General features: G+C 71.2%; 14 protein-coding genes. 3 read left to right on the top strand and 11 right to left on the bottom strand.

Features of this window, described 5'->3' with window-relative positions:
- Window positions 1-33 precede the first annotated feature (33 nt).
- Window positions 34-1,083: an NAD(P)H-dependent amine dehydrogenase family protein gene (locus QQZ14_RS16640; protein ID WP_284535490.1), complete on the top strand. Its 1,050-nt coding sequence runs from the start codon at window positions 34-36 to the stop codon at window positions 1,081-1,083.
- On the opposite strand, the gene QQZ14_RS16635 is transcribed toward QQZ14_RS16640, so the two are convergent.
- The 4 genes from QQZ14_RS16635 to QQZ14_RS16620 form a co-directional block, all read right to left on the bottom strand.
- The gene (locus QQZ14_RS16635) at window positions 1,049-2,005 is read right to left on the bottom strand and encodes an Acg family FMN-binding oxidoreductase (RefSeq protein WP_284535489.1); all 957 of its coding nucleotides are present in this window, start codon (window positions 2,003-2,005) and stop codon (window positions 1,049-1,051) included. The genes QQZ14_RS16640 and QQZ14_RS16635 overlap by 35 nt on opposite strands.
- 85 nt (window positions 2,006-2,090) lie before the next feature.
- Window positions 2,091-2,279 carry a hypothetical protein gene (locus QQZ14_RS16630; RefSeq protein ID WP_284535488.1) on the bottom strand — a complete coding sequence of 63 codons (189 nt, stop codon included), beginning with the start codon at window positions 2,277-2,279 and terminating at the stop codon, window positions 2,091-2,093.
- A gap of 228 nt (window positions 2,280-2,507) precedes the next feature.
- Entirely contained in the window at window positions 2,508-3,611 is a 1,104-nt protein-coding gene (locus tag QQZ14_RS16625; protein WP_284535487.1) for an NAD(P)H-dependent flavin oxidoreductase, read from the bottom strand.
- A 20-nt stretch (window positions 3,612-3,631) separates the two neighbouring features.
- The gene (locus QQZ14_RS16620; RefSeq protein ID WP_284535486.1) at window positions 3,632-5,278 is read right to left on the bottom strand and encodes an acyl-CoA synthetase; all 1,647 of its coding nucleotides are present in this window, start codon (window positions 5,276-5,278) and stop codon (window positions 3,632-3,634) included.
- A gap of 47 nt (window positions 5,279-5,325) precedes the next feature.
- On the opposite strand from QQZ14_RS16620, the gene QQZ14_RS16615 reads away from it, so the two are divergent.
- A complete protein-coding gene (locus QQZ14_RS16615; protein WP_284535485.1) occupies window positions 5,326-6,138 on the top strand; it encodes a crotonase/enoyl-CoA hydratase family protein in 813 nt (270 codons plus the stop codon).
- Window positions 6,139-6,196: 58 nt separating this feature from the next.
- The gene (locus tag QQZ14_RS16610) at window positions 6,197-7,039 is read left to right on the top strand and encodes a phosphatase PAP2 family protein (RefSeq protein ID WP_284535483.1); all 843 of its coding nucleotides are present in this window, start codon (window positions 6,197-6,199) and stop codon (window positions 7,037-7,039) included.
- 11 nt (window positions 7,040-7,050) lie between these two features.
- On the opposite strand, the gene QQZ14_RS16605 is transcribed toward QQZ14_RS16610, so the two are convergent.
- The 7 genes from QQZ14_RS16605 to QQZ14_RS16575 form a co-directional block, all read right to left on the bottom strand.
- A complete protein-coding gene (locus tag QQZ14_RS16605) occupies window positions 7,051-8,535 on the bottom strand; it encodes an MFS transporter (protein ID WP_284535482.1) in 1,485 nt (494 codons plus the stop codon).
- Between the two features lie 124 nt (window positions 8,536-8,659).
- Window positions 8,660-9,628, bottom strand: coding sequence for an acetylxylan esterase (locus QQZ14_RS16600; protein ID WP_284535480.1), 969 nt, complete (start codon window positions 9,626-9,628; stop codon window positions 8,660-8,662).
- Window positions 9,628-11,916 (bottom strand): beta-xylosidase/alpha-l-arabinosidase, encoded by a 2,289-nt coding sequence (locus tag QQZ14_RS16595; RefSeq protein ID WP_284535479.1) that lies wholly within the window; start codon window positions 11,914-11,916, stop codon window positions 9,628-9,630. The genes QQZ14_RS16600 and QQZ14_RS16595 overlap by 1 nt, the downstream gene beginning before the upstream one ends.
- Window positions 11,913-12,977 (bottom strand): LacI family DNA-binding transcriptional regulator, encoded by a 1,065-nt coding sequence (locus QQZ14_RS16590; protein ID WP_284535478.1) that lies wholly within the window; start codon window positions 12,975-12,977, stop codon window positions 11,913-11,915. The genes QQZ14_RS16595 and QQZ14_RS16590 overlap by 4 nt, the downstream gene beginning before the upstream one ends.
- A 29-nt stretch (window positions 12,978-13,006) precedes the next feature.
- Window positions 13,007-13,846 carry a carbohydrate ABC transporter permease gene (locus QQZ14_RS16585; protein ID WP_284535477.1) on the bottom strand — a complete coding sequence of 280 codons (840 nt, stop codon included), beginning with the start codon at window positions 13,844-13,846 and terminating at the stop codon, window positions 13,007-13,009.
- A gap of 10 nt (window positions 13,847-13,856) precedes the next feature.
- A complete protein-coding gene (locus QQZ14_RS16580; RefSeq protein WP_284535476.1) occupies window positions 13,857-14,834 on the bottom strand; it encodes a carbohydrate ABC transporter permease in 978 nt (325 codons plus the stop codon).
- Between the two features lie 7 nt (window positions 14,835-14,841).
- Entirely contained in the window at window positions 14,842-16,086 is a 1,245-nt protein-coding gene (locus tag QQZ14_RS16575) for an ABC transporter substrate-binding protein (protein ID WP_284535475.1), read from the bottom strand.
- Window positions 16,087-16,216 lie beyond the last annotated feature (130 nt).

Here is a 16,216-nt window from a genome sequence, read left to right as displayed (position 1 = left end):
CAAGAACGTGTTCTATCTGCGACGGTGTCGGGCGTGCGCGTCATCCAGTGGGCCACCGGCGGCGTCGGCCGGGCGGCGATCGAAGGCATCCTGCTCCACCCCGACCTCGAGCTCGTCGGCTGCTGGGTGCACAGCGGCGGCAAGCACGGGACGGACGTCGGCGAGATCGTCGGCACCGAGCCGATCGGGGTGCGCGCGACGACCAGCGTCGAGGAGATCCTCGCCCTGGAGGCCGACGCCGTGCTGTACGCGCCGCTGATCCCCGACCGCGACCAGGTCGCCGCCCTGCTGCGGTCGGGCAAGAACGTGGTCACCCCGGTGGGCTGGTTCTACCCCACCGAGAAGGACGGCGCGCCGCTCGCCGCCGCCTGCGCCGAGGGCGGGACCACGCTGCACGGCACCGGCATCAACCCCGGAGGCATCACCGAGCTGCACCCGCTGGTGTTCTCGGCGCTCTCCTCGGCGGTGACGTTCGTCCGCGGCGAGGAGTTCTCCGACATCCGCACCTACAACGCCCCCGACGTGGTGCGGCACATCATGATGTTCGGCGGCCTCCCGGAGGAGGCGATGGGAGGCCCGATGCTGGGCCTGCTCTCGGGAGGGTTCATCCAGTCGGTGCGGATGTGCCTGGACACGCTCGGGTTCGCCGCCGACGCCGACATCCGCACGTCGCAGGAGGTCGCGGTGGCGACCGCGCGGATCGAGACGCCCATCGGGGTGATCGAGCCGGGCCTGGTCGCCGGACAGCGGTTCGTGTGGGAGGCCTTCGTCCGCGCCGACTGCGTGGTGCGGATCGCGGTCAACTGGCTGATGGGCGAGGAGCACCTGGAGCCCGCGTGGTCGTTCGGGCCCGAGGGCGAGCGGTTCGAGGTGGAGGTGCGCGGCGACCCCGACACGTTCGTCACCATCAAGGGCTGGCAGCCGGGGACCGTCGAGGAGGGGCTGGTCCGCAACCCCGGTGTGGTCGCGACCGCCCAGCACTGCGTGAACTCGATCCCGTACGTCGTGGCCGCGGAGCCCGGGATCCGGACCTACCTCGACCTGCCGCTCATCGCGGGACGGGCGCACCCCGACCTGCGGTGACCGCCACCGGCCGGCGCGGGGTCGGCCGGGTCGGCGCCGCGGGACCGAGCCGCGCCACGATCTGCGGGACGTGCCCGTGCACGACCGCCCCCAGCCGCGCGCGCAGCGCGGGGCTGGCCTCACAGGGCTGGTTCTCGAAGCCGGCGGACAGCCCCGCGCACGTCGCCGTCAGCAGTACCCGCTCGAGGGCCTGGCCGGCCCGCAGCCAGTCGCCGGGCTCGTCCTCGGGCGTGGCGAGCACCACCACGGCGGGCGCCTCCGCCACCAGGCGGGCGTCGGTCGTGCCGAGCCGACGGCCCAGATCGAGGTGGGCGACCACGAAGCGCGTCGGCACCAGCGACGCGAGCGAGACGGGCAGGCCGTCCCCACCGTGGCGGGTGCGGAACCACCGGGCCAGCTCGCGGCGCCACCCACGGTCGCACCACAGGACGTGGTCCGCCTCGCCGACCAGGCCGGCCACCGCGTTCCGCTGGAGCGCGTCCATCACATGCAGGTAGGCGCCCTCGGCCTCGGCCGCGGCCATCAGGTCCTTGAGCGTGCCCGGGTCGACCGCGGCCCGCTGGAACGGGCCGTGGTGGGTGCGGCGGGCCGCGAGGGCGTCGTACAGTCCCGCCTCCCGGCCGAGCGGCCCGGCCAGGTGGACGGTCGCCAGGTGGTCGGTGTCGTCGGTGTCGCCGTCGGGGAACGGCTCGACGATCGCGCCGCGGCCGGCGTACGCCGCCGCCACCCGCAGGGCGAACAGCGCGGCGCCGCAGCTGATGACGAGCTCGCGACCCCGCGGGTCGTTGACGGGCAGCGCCCGGCTCCGATCGGCATAGAGGTCCAGGCGGGCCTCGTCGGCCGAGACGGTCCAGCGCCACGGCTGGGTGTTGTGCGACGACGGCGCCCAGGCGGCTGCTGCGACGAGCTCGGTGATCGACATGGGACCTCCCACCCCGAGCCTGACCCGCGCCACGGGGTCCGGGTCAGGGGCGAAGGTCCGCGGGCGGAGAGACTGTGGACCCGCGCTACTCGTCGCCCGCGCTCCGTGCCCCGGTGTCGCGCCTGCCGGTGTCGTGGCCGACCTGCTGCACGACACCGTCGTCGTGCCGCAGCCGCTCCAGGGCGTGCTGGACGTCAGTGACCTGCACGATCGTGCAGAAGGTCGCGATCGCGACGACAATCGCGGTCGCGATGGCATGCAGTACGTCGCGCATCTCAGTCCCCCCAGACCTGGTGACGCGGGTGTGTTCCCCTCCAGGCCATGGTGCCACGCCCTCGGTCGGGCGCGGAGCACCGCGCAGGTGATTCTGCCGATGGAACCGTCAGGTCCGCGCGCCGGCTGCCAGCCCGTGTCGTTTGGTCACCAACCGCAACTCCGGCGGCGAGATCTCCGTCGTTGGTGACCAAACCGCAACGCTCCCCGGGCGGCCATCGACGTCGGCCTACTTGCGGATGGCCTCCAGGCGGGTCACGGTCTGCTCGAACTCCGCAACCAGGTCGGCCATCACGTCGGCGACCGGGCGCACCTCGTTCATCCGGCCCACGATCTGACCGATCGGCATCGAGATCACGTCCGGGTCGCCGGAGGCGTTGATGCGGTTGTGGGCGTCGGCGACCAGCAGGTTCTGCAGCGGCATCGGCAGCGGCTCGGGAGCCTCCGTCTCGGCCCACGCCTCGGTCCACTTGGTCTTGAGCAGCCGGGCCGGCTTGCCGGTGTAGATCCGGGTCCGGACCGTGTCGGAGGACGTCGCCCGGGTGAACGCCTCGGTCCAGCCGGCGTTGGACTGCAGGTTCTGGTACTCGGCGGTGCCGAGCCAGATCGACCCGGTCCAGACGCCCTGCGAGCCGAGCGCGAGGGACGCGGCGATCTGGCGGCCCGAGCCGATGCCGCCGGCGCCGAGCACCGGCACGTCGGGCCCGACGGCGTCGACGATGTCGGGCTGGAGCACCATGCTGGCGATCTCGCCGGTGTGCCCGCCGGCCTCGTAGCCCTGGGCCACGATGATGTCGACGCCGTTCGCGACGTGCGAGCGCGCGTGCTTGGCCGCACCCGCCAGCGCCGCGACCAGCACCCCGTGCTCGTGGCACTTCTCGATGACGTCGACCGGCGGTGAGCCGAGCGCGTTCGCGATGAGCACCGGCCGGTGGTTGAGGGCGACGTCGAGGTGCGAGCGGGCCACCGAGTGCAGCCAGCCGAGCACGCCGTCGCGACCCTCGCCCTCCGGAAGCGGGGGTACGCCGAGCCGCTGCAGGGTGCGCTCGACGAAGCTGATGTGCTCCTCGGGGATCATCGACTTGAGGTCGACCGAGGTGCCCTCGGTGGGGATCTTCATCGGCATCACGATGTCGACGCCGTACGGCTTGCCGTCGGTGTTGTCGTCCAGCCAGCTCAGCGTGCGCTCGAGCTCGTCGGTGTCGTTGAACCGGACGCAGCCGAGCACGCCCAGGCCACCGGCGCGCGACACCGCGGCAGCGACGTGCTCGGAGGGGGTGAACGCGAAGATCGGGTAGTCGATGCCGAAGGTGTCGCAGATCGCGGTGCGCATGGTCTCTCTCCCGGGAGTGGTCAGACGGAGGTCGGGTCGACGGTCGGCGCCTTGGCGGCGAAGCCGGCCATCGCCAGCTCCTTCGCCCGGGGGTACTGCGCCTTGCCGGTGGCGTTGCGGGGGATCCGGTCGACGACCGTGAGCGCCCGCGGCAGCTTGTATCCGGACAGGTGTCCGCGGAGGTAGGTCCGCAGGTCCTCCAGCTCGAGCTCGGCGCCCTCGCGCAGCTCGACCACGGCGGCCACGGCCTGCCCGTACCTCTCGTCCGGGATACCGACGACCAGGACGTCGTAGACGGCAGGGTGCCCCTTGATCGCCATCTCGACCTCCTCGGGGTACACCTTCTCGCCGCCGGTGTTGACGCAGTTGGAGCCGCGGCCGAGCAGCGTGACCCGGCCACCCTCCTCGATGCGCGCGAAGTCGCCGGGCACCGAGTAGCGCTCGCCGTCGATGGTGAGGAACGTGGCCGCGGACTTCTGCGGGTCCTTGTAGTAGCCGACCGGCACGCTGCCGCCGCGGCCCAGCCGCCCGATCTTCCCGATGTCCGTGGCGGTGTCGAGCACCCGGTTGTCCTCGTCGATCACGACGCTGTGGGGTCCGAGGCCGACGACGGGTCCGTCGCTGCTGATGTTGTCCTTGTCCTGCATGCCCATGCCCTGGAAGCCGGTCTCGGAGGCGCCGATCGAGTCGGTGAACACGGCATTGGGGAACGCCGCCATCCAACGCTGCTTGACCGGGGGGCTGAAGATCGCGGCGCTGCTCGAGATCGCGAACAGGCTCGACCCGTCGAAGCCGCCCTCCTCGTAGGCCTCGATCAGCGGGCGCGCCATCGCATCGCCGGTCATGAAGATCAGCTGGACCGACTCGTTGTCGATGATCTGCCAGGTGCGCACCGGGTCGAACTTCGGCTCGAGGATCGTCAGGTGCCCGGCGAACAGGTGCATGAGCAGCCCGGCCTGCGCGCCGCCGTGCATCAGCGGGCTGAGCGGGAAGGTGACCATCCGCGGGTCGTTGGCCTGCTTGGACTGGTCGTACTCCTCGAGCGGGGCGCCGGTGTAGAAGTCGATGCCGCCGCCGAGCACCCGCCAGAAGTCCTCGTGGCGCCACATGACGCCCTTCGGGAAGCCGGTCGTGCCGCCGGTGTAGATGATGTGGATGTCGTCGGCGCTGCGCTCACCGAAGTCGCGCTCGGCGCTCTGCCCGGCGAGGGCGTCCTCCCACAGGACCCCGCCGTACGACGACACGTCGGAGGTGTCGCCGGGCTCGAGGGCGTCCGGCACGACGACGGCCAGCGCCAGCTTGTCGTGCTTGGGGAAGCAGGCGGCCACCAGGGGCGCATAGGTGCGCTCGTGGATGACGGCGACGACGTCGGCGTTGTCGAACAGGTAGTCGAGCTCACCCTCGACGTAGCGGTAGTTCACGTTGATGCTGACCGCGCGGATCTTCACCACGGCGAGCACCGCCACCACGTGCTCGATGCTGTTCTTGGCGTAGATCGCCACGTGGTCCCCGGGTCCCACCCCCCGAGCGGCCAGGAAGTGCGCGAGGCGGTTGGCGTCGGCCTCCAGGTCCGCGTAGGTCACGGCCCGGTCCCCCACCTTCACGGCGAGGTTGTCGGGGGCGGCATCGACGGCGTGTTCGAAGAGGTCAGCGATGTTGTGAGCCACGAGCGCGAGACTAGAACACGTTCTCGTTTTTGGCTAGGCTGGCCGCCATGACCTCTCCGGGATCCGACGCTGCCGCCGAGTCGCCGCACTGCCTCGTCGAGCAGGACGGCCACAAGCTCGTGGTGACCATGAACCGTCCCGAGTCGCGCAACGCGCTCTCCGGCGAGATGCTCGCGATCATGGAGGAGGCCTGGCACCGGGTCAACGAGGACGACTCGATCCGGGCCTGCATCCTCACCGGGGCCGGCGGCTACTTCTGCGCGGGCATGGACCTCAAGGCCGCGACCAAGCGGCCGCCCAGCGAGAGCTTCGAGTCCGGCTTCGACCCCTCGGTGATCAAGGGGCTGCTCAAGGGCTTCCGGCTGACCAAGCCGCTCATCGCCGCAGTCGAGGGTCCGGCCATCGCGGGTGGCACCGAGATCCTCCAGGGGACGGACGTCCGGGTCGCCGGCGAGTCGGCAAGGTTCGGCATCTCCGAGGCGAAGTGGAGCCTGTACCCGATGGGCGGCTCCGCGGTCCGCCTCCCCCGGCAGATCCCCTACACGGTGGCGCTCGACCTGCTGCTCACCGGTCGTCACATCAAGGCGCCTGAGGCCAAGGAGATCGGCCTGATCGGCCACGTCGTCCCCGACGGGCAGGCGCTGGCGAAGGCGCACGAGATCGCCGACCTGATCTGCGCCAACGGACCCCTGGCGGTGCAGGCGATCCTGCGCACCGTCCGTGACTCCGAGGGCCGCCACGAGCAGGACTGCTGGGCGGACGACGCCAAGGTCGGCATGGCTGTCTTCGCGTCCGAGGACGCCAAGGAGGGGCCGCGCGCCTTCGCCGAGAAGCGGAGCCCCGACTTCCAGGGTCGCTGAGTCGAGGAGCCCCGTGGTTCCCCCACACCCGGCACCGGTCGGCTGGCACACTGGGGAGGTGCCGTGGCCGACCTGGGATCAGGCCGCTCTGGCCGCCGTTCTCAGCCTCGTGCTGGGCTGGGCGCTGCGCCGGATCCGCTCCGACGTGGCGCGCGCTCTCGAGCCCGCCGCCATGGAGTTCGCCCTGGTCGCCGGACTGTACGCCGTGTGGCGGCTCGCCCGGATGCTCCCGCTCGCCACCGACTCCGGTGCCATGCAGCGAGGCCGCGACATCGACCGGCTCCAGCACGCCCTGCACCTGCCGACCGAGCTGTCGCTCCAGCAGCTCGTGCTGCGGCACGACTGGCTGGGCCCGCCGACGACGTTCTACTACGCGACCCTGCACGTGCCGGCGCTGATCGCCTTCCTGGTCTGGCTCTTCGTCCGTCACCGGGACCGCTACCCCCACTGGCGCAACGGCCTCGCGCTGGTCACCGCGGCCTGCCTGGTGATCCGGTTCGTCCGGGTGGCGCCGCCGCGGTTCTTCCCCGACCTGGGCTACGAGGACCTCTCCCACCACTACGGGATCTCGGTGTACGGATCCGATGTCACGACCGGGGTCTCCGACCAGTTCGCCGCCATGCCGTCGATCCACGTCGCCTGGGCCGCCGTCGTGTCCTTCGGGATCGTCGCGGCCTCGACGAGCCGGTGGCGGTGGGTCTTCCTGCTCCACGTCGTCCTCACCACGCTGGTCGTCGCCGCCACCGCCAACCACTGGTGGCTCGATGGGATCGTGGCGGTGCTGCTGCTGTGGGGCGGGCTGCGTCTGGACACGGCGGCCCGGTCGCTCCGCACCCGTCGGCGCCCCGCGGAGGCGCCGCTCGAGGTGGTGCCGGCTCCGGCGTACGCCGACGAGGTCTGATCGTCGCTCCGTCAGACGGCGTCCCCGACGGTGTGCGAGGCGTCCTCGACCGAGTGCGAGCTCGTGAGTGTGAGAGCGCCGGCCGCCGCCACCAGCCCGACGACGACGGCCAGCACGGCGTAGGTGATCCGCTCCCCGTGGAAGAACGACGTCACGAGAGCGCTGCTCCACGTGCCCGCCGGGAGCTGCGTGGTGACGAGCGCAGCGATCAGGGTGCCGACGACGGCGGTGCCGACGCTCATCCCGACCTCCTGAGCGGTGTCGTTGAGGGCCGCACCCATCGAGGTCCGGTTGCTCGGCATGGCGTCGACGAGGGCGACCGCACAGATGGTCATCACCGTGCGCAGGCCGATGGTCATCACGACCATGGCGGAGGCGATGGCGACGTACCCGTGCTCGACGCCCCACGAGAGGCCGGCCAGCGACCCGGCCAGGCAGGCGGCGCCGATCAGGCAGGCGACGCGGTGGCCGAACCGGACCGCCAGCCACTCCGACAGCGGGGTCGCGAGGACCATCGTGACGATGAGCGGCAGGTTGGCGAGACCGGCGCGGACCGGGCTCCACCCGTAGGCGTACTGGAAGTGCAGGATCAGCCCGAACATCACGCTGGCCATCGCGATCGACGTCCCGACCTGGGCGATCGCGGCCCCACGGACGGTGCCGTCGGAGAACAGCCCGAGGTCCAGCATCGGCGACTCGCTGCGGCGCTCGTGCCGCACGAACGCCCAGCCGGCGGTCACGGCGAGGACGATCGAGGAGACCGTGACCACCGAGAGCCAGCCGTGCTCGACCCCGCTGGTCAACGACCAGCAGGCGAGGGCGATCGTCGCGATGCTCAACAGGGCTCCGGGCAGGTCGAGCACGTCGTCGGTCAGGTCCTCGGGCCGGTCGGCGGGGACGCCGAGCCGGACGCCGACGACGGCGAGCAGCGCGATCGGTGCGTTGACGACCAACAGCCACTCCCACCGCACGTGGGCCAGAGCGGTCCCACCGAGCAGGGGGCCGAGGACGAAGCCGGACATGCCGACGACGATCATCAGTGTCATCGCCCGCATCCGCAGCGCCTTCTCCTCGAAGAGCCGGAACACCAGCGAGTTCGTGATCGGCGCCATCGCGGCAGCGGCGATCCCGAGCCCGGCGCGCAGCCCGATGAGCTGGCCGGCGGAGCCCACGGCGACCACACAGAGGCTCAGCATCCCGAAGACCGAGAGCCCAAGCAGCAGGACGCGGCGGCGGCCGAAGCGGTCGGCGACCGACCCGGCGGTGAGCAGCAGGCCGCCGAAGGTCAGCGAGTAGGCGCCGGTGACCCACTGCAGCGCTGTGGTCCCGCTGCCGAGGTCACGGCCGATGGTCGGCAGCGCGATCGACAGCAGCGTGTTGTCGACCATCTCGACGAAGAACGCCAGGCACAGGGCGGCGAGCGGGATCCACGCCGCGCGCAGCGACGGGTAGGTGCGGGCCGGGGCGGACGTGGTGGGGCGGGTGGTCGTCGTCATCGGCGGCTCCTGTCGTACGGCGCGTCCGAGTGCCGAACGACGCAGGAGGGACGCTAGGAAGCGGCGCTTTCACACCGGCTTCACGCCGCCTTCACCCACCTTCGCGGTGCTCCCGTGACGCGGGTCAGAGCGTCGCGCGCAGGTGCCGCAGCCGGCGTTCGAGGTGGGCGCCGGGGACCGCGTGGCCGCCGAACGCGTGCACCGCGATCTCCTTCGGCGCGCTGATCTCGTGGTACGCCGCGAAGACCGTCGACGGCGGGCAGGTCTCGTCCATGAGGCCGACGCTCATCAGCGTGGTCGCCCGGATCCGGCGGGCGAGCAGCGCGCAGTCGACGTAGCGCAGCGTGTCGAGCGCCCGGTCGGCGAGGTCGACCTGCTGGGAGAGGAAGTTCGCCACCTCGCGATAGGGGAACTCCCCCGTCAGCCCGACGGCCCGCTGCAGGTCGCACAGGAACGGCACGTCCGCCTGGCAGACCGACACGAGGTCGGGCTGGAGTGCCGCCGCCGCGAGGGCGAGCCCGCCGCCTTGGCTGATGCCCTGCACCGCGAGCCGGGCCGGGTCCACGCCGTCGAGCGCTGCGGCGACCTGGACCGCCCGGGCCGCGTCGGTCATCAGCCGCGTGTAGTAGTAGGTCTCCGGGCTGGTGATGCCGCGCGTCATGACGCCGGGGTACTCCGGCCCGTCGGTCTCGCGGCCGGGGTCGCCCGTCGAGCCGGTCGTCCAGCCGCCACCCTGGCCACGGGTGTCCATGACGAACGCCGCGATGCCGATGGCCGGCAGCGCCAGGTGCTCTACGGGAAGGCCCCGGCCGCCGCCGTACCCGATGAAGGTGACGACGACCGGGACGTCCCGGGCTCCGGGGGGCTGGAGGAACCATCCCCGGATCCGATCCCCGCGCGCGCCGGAGAACTCGACGTCGTGGACACGAACGGCGCCGTAGGCGTCCTCGGCGTGGCGGGTGAGCGTGGGTGGCGTTGCCGCGTCGGCGGCCTCGGCGAGCCGGGTGGCCCAGAAGGCGTCGAGGTCGTCCGGCTCGGGCGTCGAGATGCGGTAGTCGCGCAGCTCGGCCTCGGACAGGTCGAACCAGGGCATCAGCGTCCCTCGACCACGACGGTCGGCTCGAGCACCCGCTCGGCCCCGACCTGCCGGGACGCTCCCACCAGCTCGAGCTCGAGCACGGCTCGGATGTCGGTGCTGGAGGCGCCGACGCGCAGCTCGACCGAGCCCGGCTCGACGATCCGGACCAGGTCACGGCCGGTGAACGAGGTGAGGTCGGCCGACAGCTCGAAGCGCACCCGAGCGCGCTGGCCTGGCTCCAGGTCGACGCGGGCGGCGCCGATGAGCTGCTGCACCGGGCGTACGACGGAGGCGACCGGGTCGTGCAGGTAGACCTGGACCACCTCGGAGACCGCCCGCTCGGCGTCGTTCGCCAGCTCGACGGCGATCTCGCAGCTGCCCTCGGTCGCCCAGGTCTCCCCCGTCACCGCGGACACGGCACCCCAGGTCGCGTCCGCGTAGGAGAGTCCGTGACCGAACGGGTAGAGCGCGGTCGGGTCGACCACGCTGACCTCGCTGCGCTGGCCCAGCGGCGCGGCCAGGTACGTCGAGGGCTGCGTCGACCCGGCGCCCGGGAAGCTCACGGGGAGCCGGCCCGACGGGTTGATCCGGCCGCTCAGCACATCGGCGAGCGCGTGTGCGCCCTCCTCACCCGGGAAGAAGCCGCACACCAGTCCGGCCAGGCGCGAGGCCTGCCGGCTCAGGTCGTAGGGGCGTCCGACCAGGAGCACCGCCACCACCGGCGTGCCGGTCGCGAGCAGCGCCTCGAGCAGCTCCTCCTGCCGCCCCGGCAGGTTGAGCGTGGCGACGTCGCAGCCCTCGCCGGAGGTGCCGTTGCCGAACAGTCCGGCCTGGTCACCCAGCACCGCGACGCACACGTCGGCGCCCTGCGCCGCCGCCACGGCCTCGGCGATCTGCTCGTCCGTGCCGCCCAGTACGGGGCAGCCCTGCGCGTAGGTGACCTCGAAGTCCTCGGCGAGCGCCGCGCGGACGGTCGGGACCTCGAGGCGCATGTCGATCCCGTCGTAGTGCACGAGCACGTGCATCGGGAAGGAGTAGCAGCCCATCATGGCCTGCGCGGTGTCGGCGCGCGGGCCGACCACCGCGAGGCGGCTCCCCTCACGCAGCGGCAGCACGCCGTCGTTGGCCAGCAGCACGGTGGAGCGCCGGGCCAGGTCGAGCGCGAGCGCTCGCGACTCGGGAGCGTCGAGGTCGACGTCGCCAGCCTCGGCCGGAGCCCAGTCGGGGTCCAGCAGCCCCAGCTCGCACTTCTGGGCCAGCACGCGCGAGAGCGCCCGGTCGACCAGCTTCTCGTCCACGAGCCCGTCGGCGATCGCCTGGAGAAGGGGCTCGCTGTAGGCGTTGGGTGAGGGCAGCTCGACGTCGATGCCGGCCTCGAGGGCCAGGCGAGCGGCCTCCCCCGTCGTCGCGGCCACCTGGTGGAGCGTCTCGAGGAAGGCGATAGAGAAGTAGTCGGCGACGACCGTCCCGGTGAAGCCGAGCGTGTCCCGCAGCAGGGTCGTGAGCAGCGCGCGGTCCGACGCGACCGGCACGCCGTCGGTGTCGGTGTAGGAGTTCATCACCGAGCGCGCGCCTGCTCGCAGCGCCATCTCGAACGGGGGCAGGATCACGTCGGCCAGCTCGCGCGGGCCCATCCCGACCGGAGCCAGGTTGCGCCCCGCCCGCGAGGCCGAGTAGCCCGCGAAGTGCTTGAGGGTCGCCACCACGCCGCCCGACTCCAGGCCGCGCACGTAGGACCCGCCGATCAGACCGACGAGGAACGGGTCCTCACCGAGGCTCTCCTCGACGCGGCCCCAACGCGCGTCCCGGACGACGTCCAGCACGGGCGCGAGCCCCTGGTGGATGCCGAGCCGGCGCATGTCGTCGCCGATCCGCGCGCCCATCCGCTCCACGAGCGCCGGGTCGAACGACGCCGCCCAGCACAGTGGCGAGGGGTACACCGTGGCCTGCCACGCGTTGAGGCCGGTCAGGCACTCCTCGTGGACCTGGGCGGGGATGCCGAACCGGTTGGCCGCCATGACCTCCCGCTGCCGCTGCGCCAGTGCCGCCAAGCCCGCCGCGGGCTCGACCGGCTCGGTGCCGAACGGCCTGGTCAGCTGCCCCAGTCCGTCGGTGATCACGTCCTTCCACGGCTGGGTGGGGCCCAGTCCGTCCTGCAGCATGGGCGCCATCTCGCCGACCTCGGGGTCGACGCCCCAGACCCCGTAGAGCTGGGCGACCTTCTCGGTCAGCGTCATCCGGCCGATCAGGTCGGCCACGCGGACCTCGATCGAGGCCTCGGCGTCCTGCCACAGGTCGGTCATGACGGACCTCCGGGCGCTGCAGTCGACCCGCGCCGGACGAGCGTCGTCTCGAGCTCGATGTGGATGTCGGGTGGCTCGTTGCCCTCGATGAGGGCCACCAGCATGGTCATCGCGTCGTACCCCATCTGCCGGATCGGCTGCTGCACGGTGGTCAGCGCGGGGGTCGCCAGCGCGGACTCGGGAATGTTGTCGAAGCCCACCACGGACAGCTCGCCCGGGACGGCGATGCCGAGCTCCTCCGCCACCTCCAACGTCGCGAGGGCCGTCCGGTCGTTGGCGGCGAACACCGCCGTCGGACGCTCGGGCATCAGGAGCAGCTCGCGAGCGGCGTCACGGCCCTGGTCGTGCTCGAAGGCGCCGAGACGCAGCAGACTCTCGTCGACGGGTACGCCGGCGGCGGCGTGCGCTTCGCGGTAGCCGCGCTCACGCAGCCGCGCGGAGATCAGGTCGGGCCGGCCCGTCACCATGCCGATGCGGCGGTGACCCAGCTCGAGGAGGTGGTCGACCGCGATCCGGGCGCCCTGGAGGTTGTCCGCCGTCACCGTCGGGAGGCTGGTCCGCCCGGTGTGCGGGTCGACCGCGACCACCGGCCCGTCACCCCGGACGTCGGTCACCGTGGGGGTGACGAGCACGGCGCCGTCGACCAGCGTGCCCATGAGCCGGGAGAGGTAGCGCCGCTCCCAGCCGACGTGCTCGTCGACCCGGCCGCCTGCGGAGTAGGCGACGAGCTCGAACCCGGTGCCGCGGATCGCGTCCGCGGCCCCCTTGAGCACCTCGACGCTGAACGGCTCGAAGTCCGCGACCAGCACGCCGATGACGTTGGTCCGGCTGTTGCGCAGGCTCCGTGCCACGAGGCTCGCCTCGTAGCCGAGGCGGTTGACGATCTCCGTGACGTGCTCGAACGTCTCGCTCGCGACGCCGTACCGGCCGTTGATGACCTTGGAGACCGTCGACACCGAGACGCCGGCCTCGGCCGCCACCTGCTGCATCGTCACGCGCCCGTTGCCGGACGCCGGGCGGAATCGCCTCTCGCCGTCGCGGTCCCGCGTGCTGGTGTCCACCTTGACGTCCTCTCCCATGTTCCCCGGGCTCAGCCCTTGACCGCACCCTGCAGACCGCCGACGATGCGACGCTGCATCGTCAGGAACAGCAGGAGGGCCGGGATCATCGCAAGCGTCGTGAAGGCGAGTACGCCGGCGGTATCGGCCGAGTGCTCGGTCGAGTAGTCCGCGACGCCCAGCGGAAGCGTACGCATGTCGTCCTGCAGCAGCAGCAACGGAAGCAGGTAGGCGTTCCACGAGCCCACGAACGCCAGCACGCCGGTGGTGATCAGGCCCGGCACCGAGAGCGGGAGCGCCAGCCAGCGGAAGATCCCTATCCGGGAGGCGCCGTCGATCAGCGCGGCCTCCTCCAGCTCCTTGGGGATCGCCATCAGGAACGGCCGCAGGATCACCACGGTGATGGGCAGCGCGAACGCCGCCTGGGGCAGCGCGACCCCCCACCAGGTGTTGCCCATCGACAGGTCACGCGTGACCAGGATGAACAGCGGGATGATCGCCACGGCGGCCGGGAAGAGCAGGCCGAGGACGAACACCATGAAGAGCGACTCACGGAACTTGAACTGGTAGCGCGCGAGCGGGTACGCCGCCATCACGCCGAACAGCACCGCGACCACGGTCGTGATCAGCGCGATCACCGTCGAGTTCACCGCGTAGTGCCAGAAGTCGGGGTTGCTGATGACGTTCGAGTAGTTCTTGAACACCCAGGGGTCGGGCAGGCCGGCGGGGTCGCGAGCCAGCTGCTCGTTGCTGCGGAACCCGCCGAGCGCGCCGTAGAGCACGGGACCTACGGTCAGCGCGACCGCAGCGAGTGCGAGGAAGTAGACCAGAGGACTGCCGCCCCCGAACTCCTTCTTGCGCCGCGATGCCATGTCGTTCACCTCACCCTTCGGTCTGGGTGTCGCGCCGGAGCACGAACGTCTGGTAGGCCAGCGCCATCACGAAGCCGATGACGAACAGCACCACCGACGCCGCGCCGGCGATGCCGTAGTTGTAGCGCCCGGTGCCTTGGTTGATCAGGTAGGTCGCCATCGTCGTCGTGGCGTTCGCGGGGCCGCCGCCAGTGAGGATCCAGACCATGTCGAAGAGCTGGATCGAGCCGATCATCGACAAGAACGCCCAGGTCCGGATCGTGGGGCCGAGCAGCGGGATCGCGATCCGTCGCTGGGTCTGCCACCAGCTGGCGCCGTCGAGCTGGGACGCCTCGTAGAGCTCCTCGGGGACACTCTGCAGCCCCGCCATGAACAGCAGGATCGCGAGGCCGAGGTACTTCCACGTGAGGACCACGAACACGGTCCCCAGCGCCAGGTTCGGGGTGCCCAGGAAGCCCTGCTCGGGCGGTGTCAGGCCGATCCCCGAGATGAGACCGTCGACGACACCGGACTCCGGCTGGAGCAGCTGGAACCAGACCACACCTGCGATCACCTCGGCCAGGACGTAGGGCACGAAGACGACCGTGCGCAGCACACCACGGAACCGGATCTTGCGGTTGAGCAGGAGCGCCACCGCAAGCCCGAGTGGCAGCTGGACGAGGATGGACAGGATGACGATCGTGAAGTTGTGCACGATCGCGTCGGTGAAGACCTGGTCGTGGAGGACGCGGTCGTAGTTGCGCCAACCTACGAAGTCGTCCATCGGGCCGAAGCCCTTCCAGCGGTAGAACGACATCCGCACCGCGGAGGCGATCGGCCAGACGACGAACAACGCCATCAGGGTCAGCGCCGGAGTCACGAACAGCGTGATCTCGAGGCGCTGACGCCAGGGACCGTCCTGCCGGGGGGTCACCCGGCGCGTCTTCACGCGCCGGGTGACCTCCGCATGCGCGGGTGCCGCGGTGGCGGCGGCGCCCTCGTTAGACATCGTCAGATCATCCCTCGTCGGCCGCAGCCGTCTGGGTGGCGTCCACGACGTCCTGCGGGGAAGCCTTGCCGGCGAACAGCAGGGCGATCTCGTCGTTCATCGCGCCGCCCACGGACTGACCGAAGGCGGTGTCGAAGTACAGCTGGATGAACGGAGCCGCGTCGCGGACCTCGAGCAGGCCGGCCAGGGCCGGGTCCTTGACGGAACCGGACGCCGCCGGGTTGGTCGGCAGACCCATGTCGTTCTCGGCGAAGCCGATCTGGACCTTGTCGGAGAGCAGGTACTTCACGAGATCGACGGCCTCGTCGGGCGCACCCTCGGAGACGGCCCACGCGTCGCCACCACCGAGCTGGGCGGCCGGGTCACCGGCACCACCTTCGACGGCCGGGAAGGGGAACCAGGCGGTCTTGTCGCCCAGGCCCTTGCCGTCGTCGGTCAGGCCCTGCATGACGCCGGGCTCCCAGTGACCCTGCATCTCCATGGCGACCTTGCCGGTGGCGAGCAGACCGGACGCGGAGGTCGCGCCCTCCTGGGCCGGGGTGCTGAGGAAGCCGGGGTTGAACGGCTCGGTCTTGAGCAGGTCCTCGACGACCTCGCCGGCCTTGACGAAGCACGGGTCGCTGAAGTCGAGGCTGGTCACGGCGCCCTTCAGAACGTCCTCGGAGCAGGAGCGCAGCGCGGTGTAGTACCAGTAGTGCGCGGCCGGCCACTTGTCGCCGGCGCCCACCGAGATCGGGGTGATGTCGGCGGCCTTGAGCTTGCCGATCACGTCGTAGAGCTCGGTCATCGTGGTCGGAGGCGCGGTGATCCCGGCCTTCTCGAACAGGTCGGTGTTGTACCAGAAGCCCACGACGCCCATCGAGAACGGGAGTGCGTAGGTCTTGCCGTCGTTCTGCCAGCCGGCGACGGAGCCGCCGATCTTGCCGATCTCGTCAGCGGCGTCGTCCGAGATGTCGCGGACCAGTCCGGCCTCGACGTGGTCGGCGAGCTCGCCGCCGCCACGCTCCATGTAGATGTCCGGCAGGTCACCGCTCTGGAAGGCGGCGGCCAGCTTGTCGACCATGTCCTCGTGCGCCATCGCGCTGATCTCGACCTTGACCCCGGGATGGTCGGCCTCGAAGTCCTTGGCCACCTGCTCGTAGTAGCCCTTGCCGGGCTCGTTGTTCGAGTTGTGCCACCACGTGATCGTGGTGTCGCCACCCTTGCTCGACGAGTCTCCGTCGCTGTCGCTGCCACACGCCGACGCAAACATCAACGCGCCGGCACAGAGCGCAGCTACTGCCGCGCTTCGAGTCTTCCGCCTCATTGGGAACCCTTCCATTTGCCCACGACCTCTGTGGGACGTCCGTCACACAGAGGAAACGTCCCACTGACCTCTTGCG

Source organism: Nocardioides sp. T2.26MG-1 (assembly GCF_950101795.1).
GTDB lineage: Bacteria > Actinomycetota > Actinomycetes > Propionibacteriales > Nocardioidaceae > Nocardioides.
Note: the sequence above shows the minus strand (reverse complement) of the source record. Positions and strands in the feature narration are given on the sequence as shown.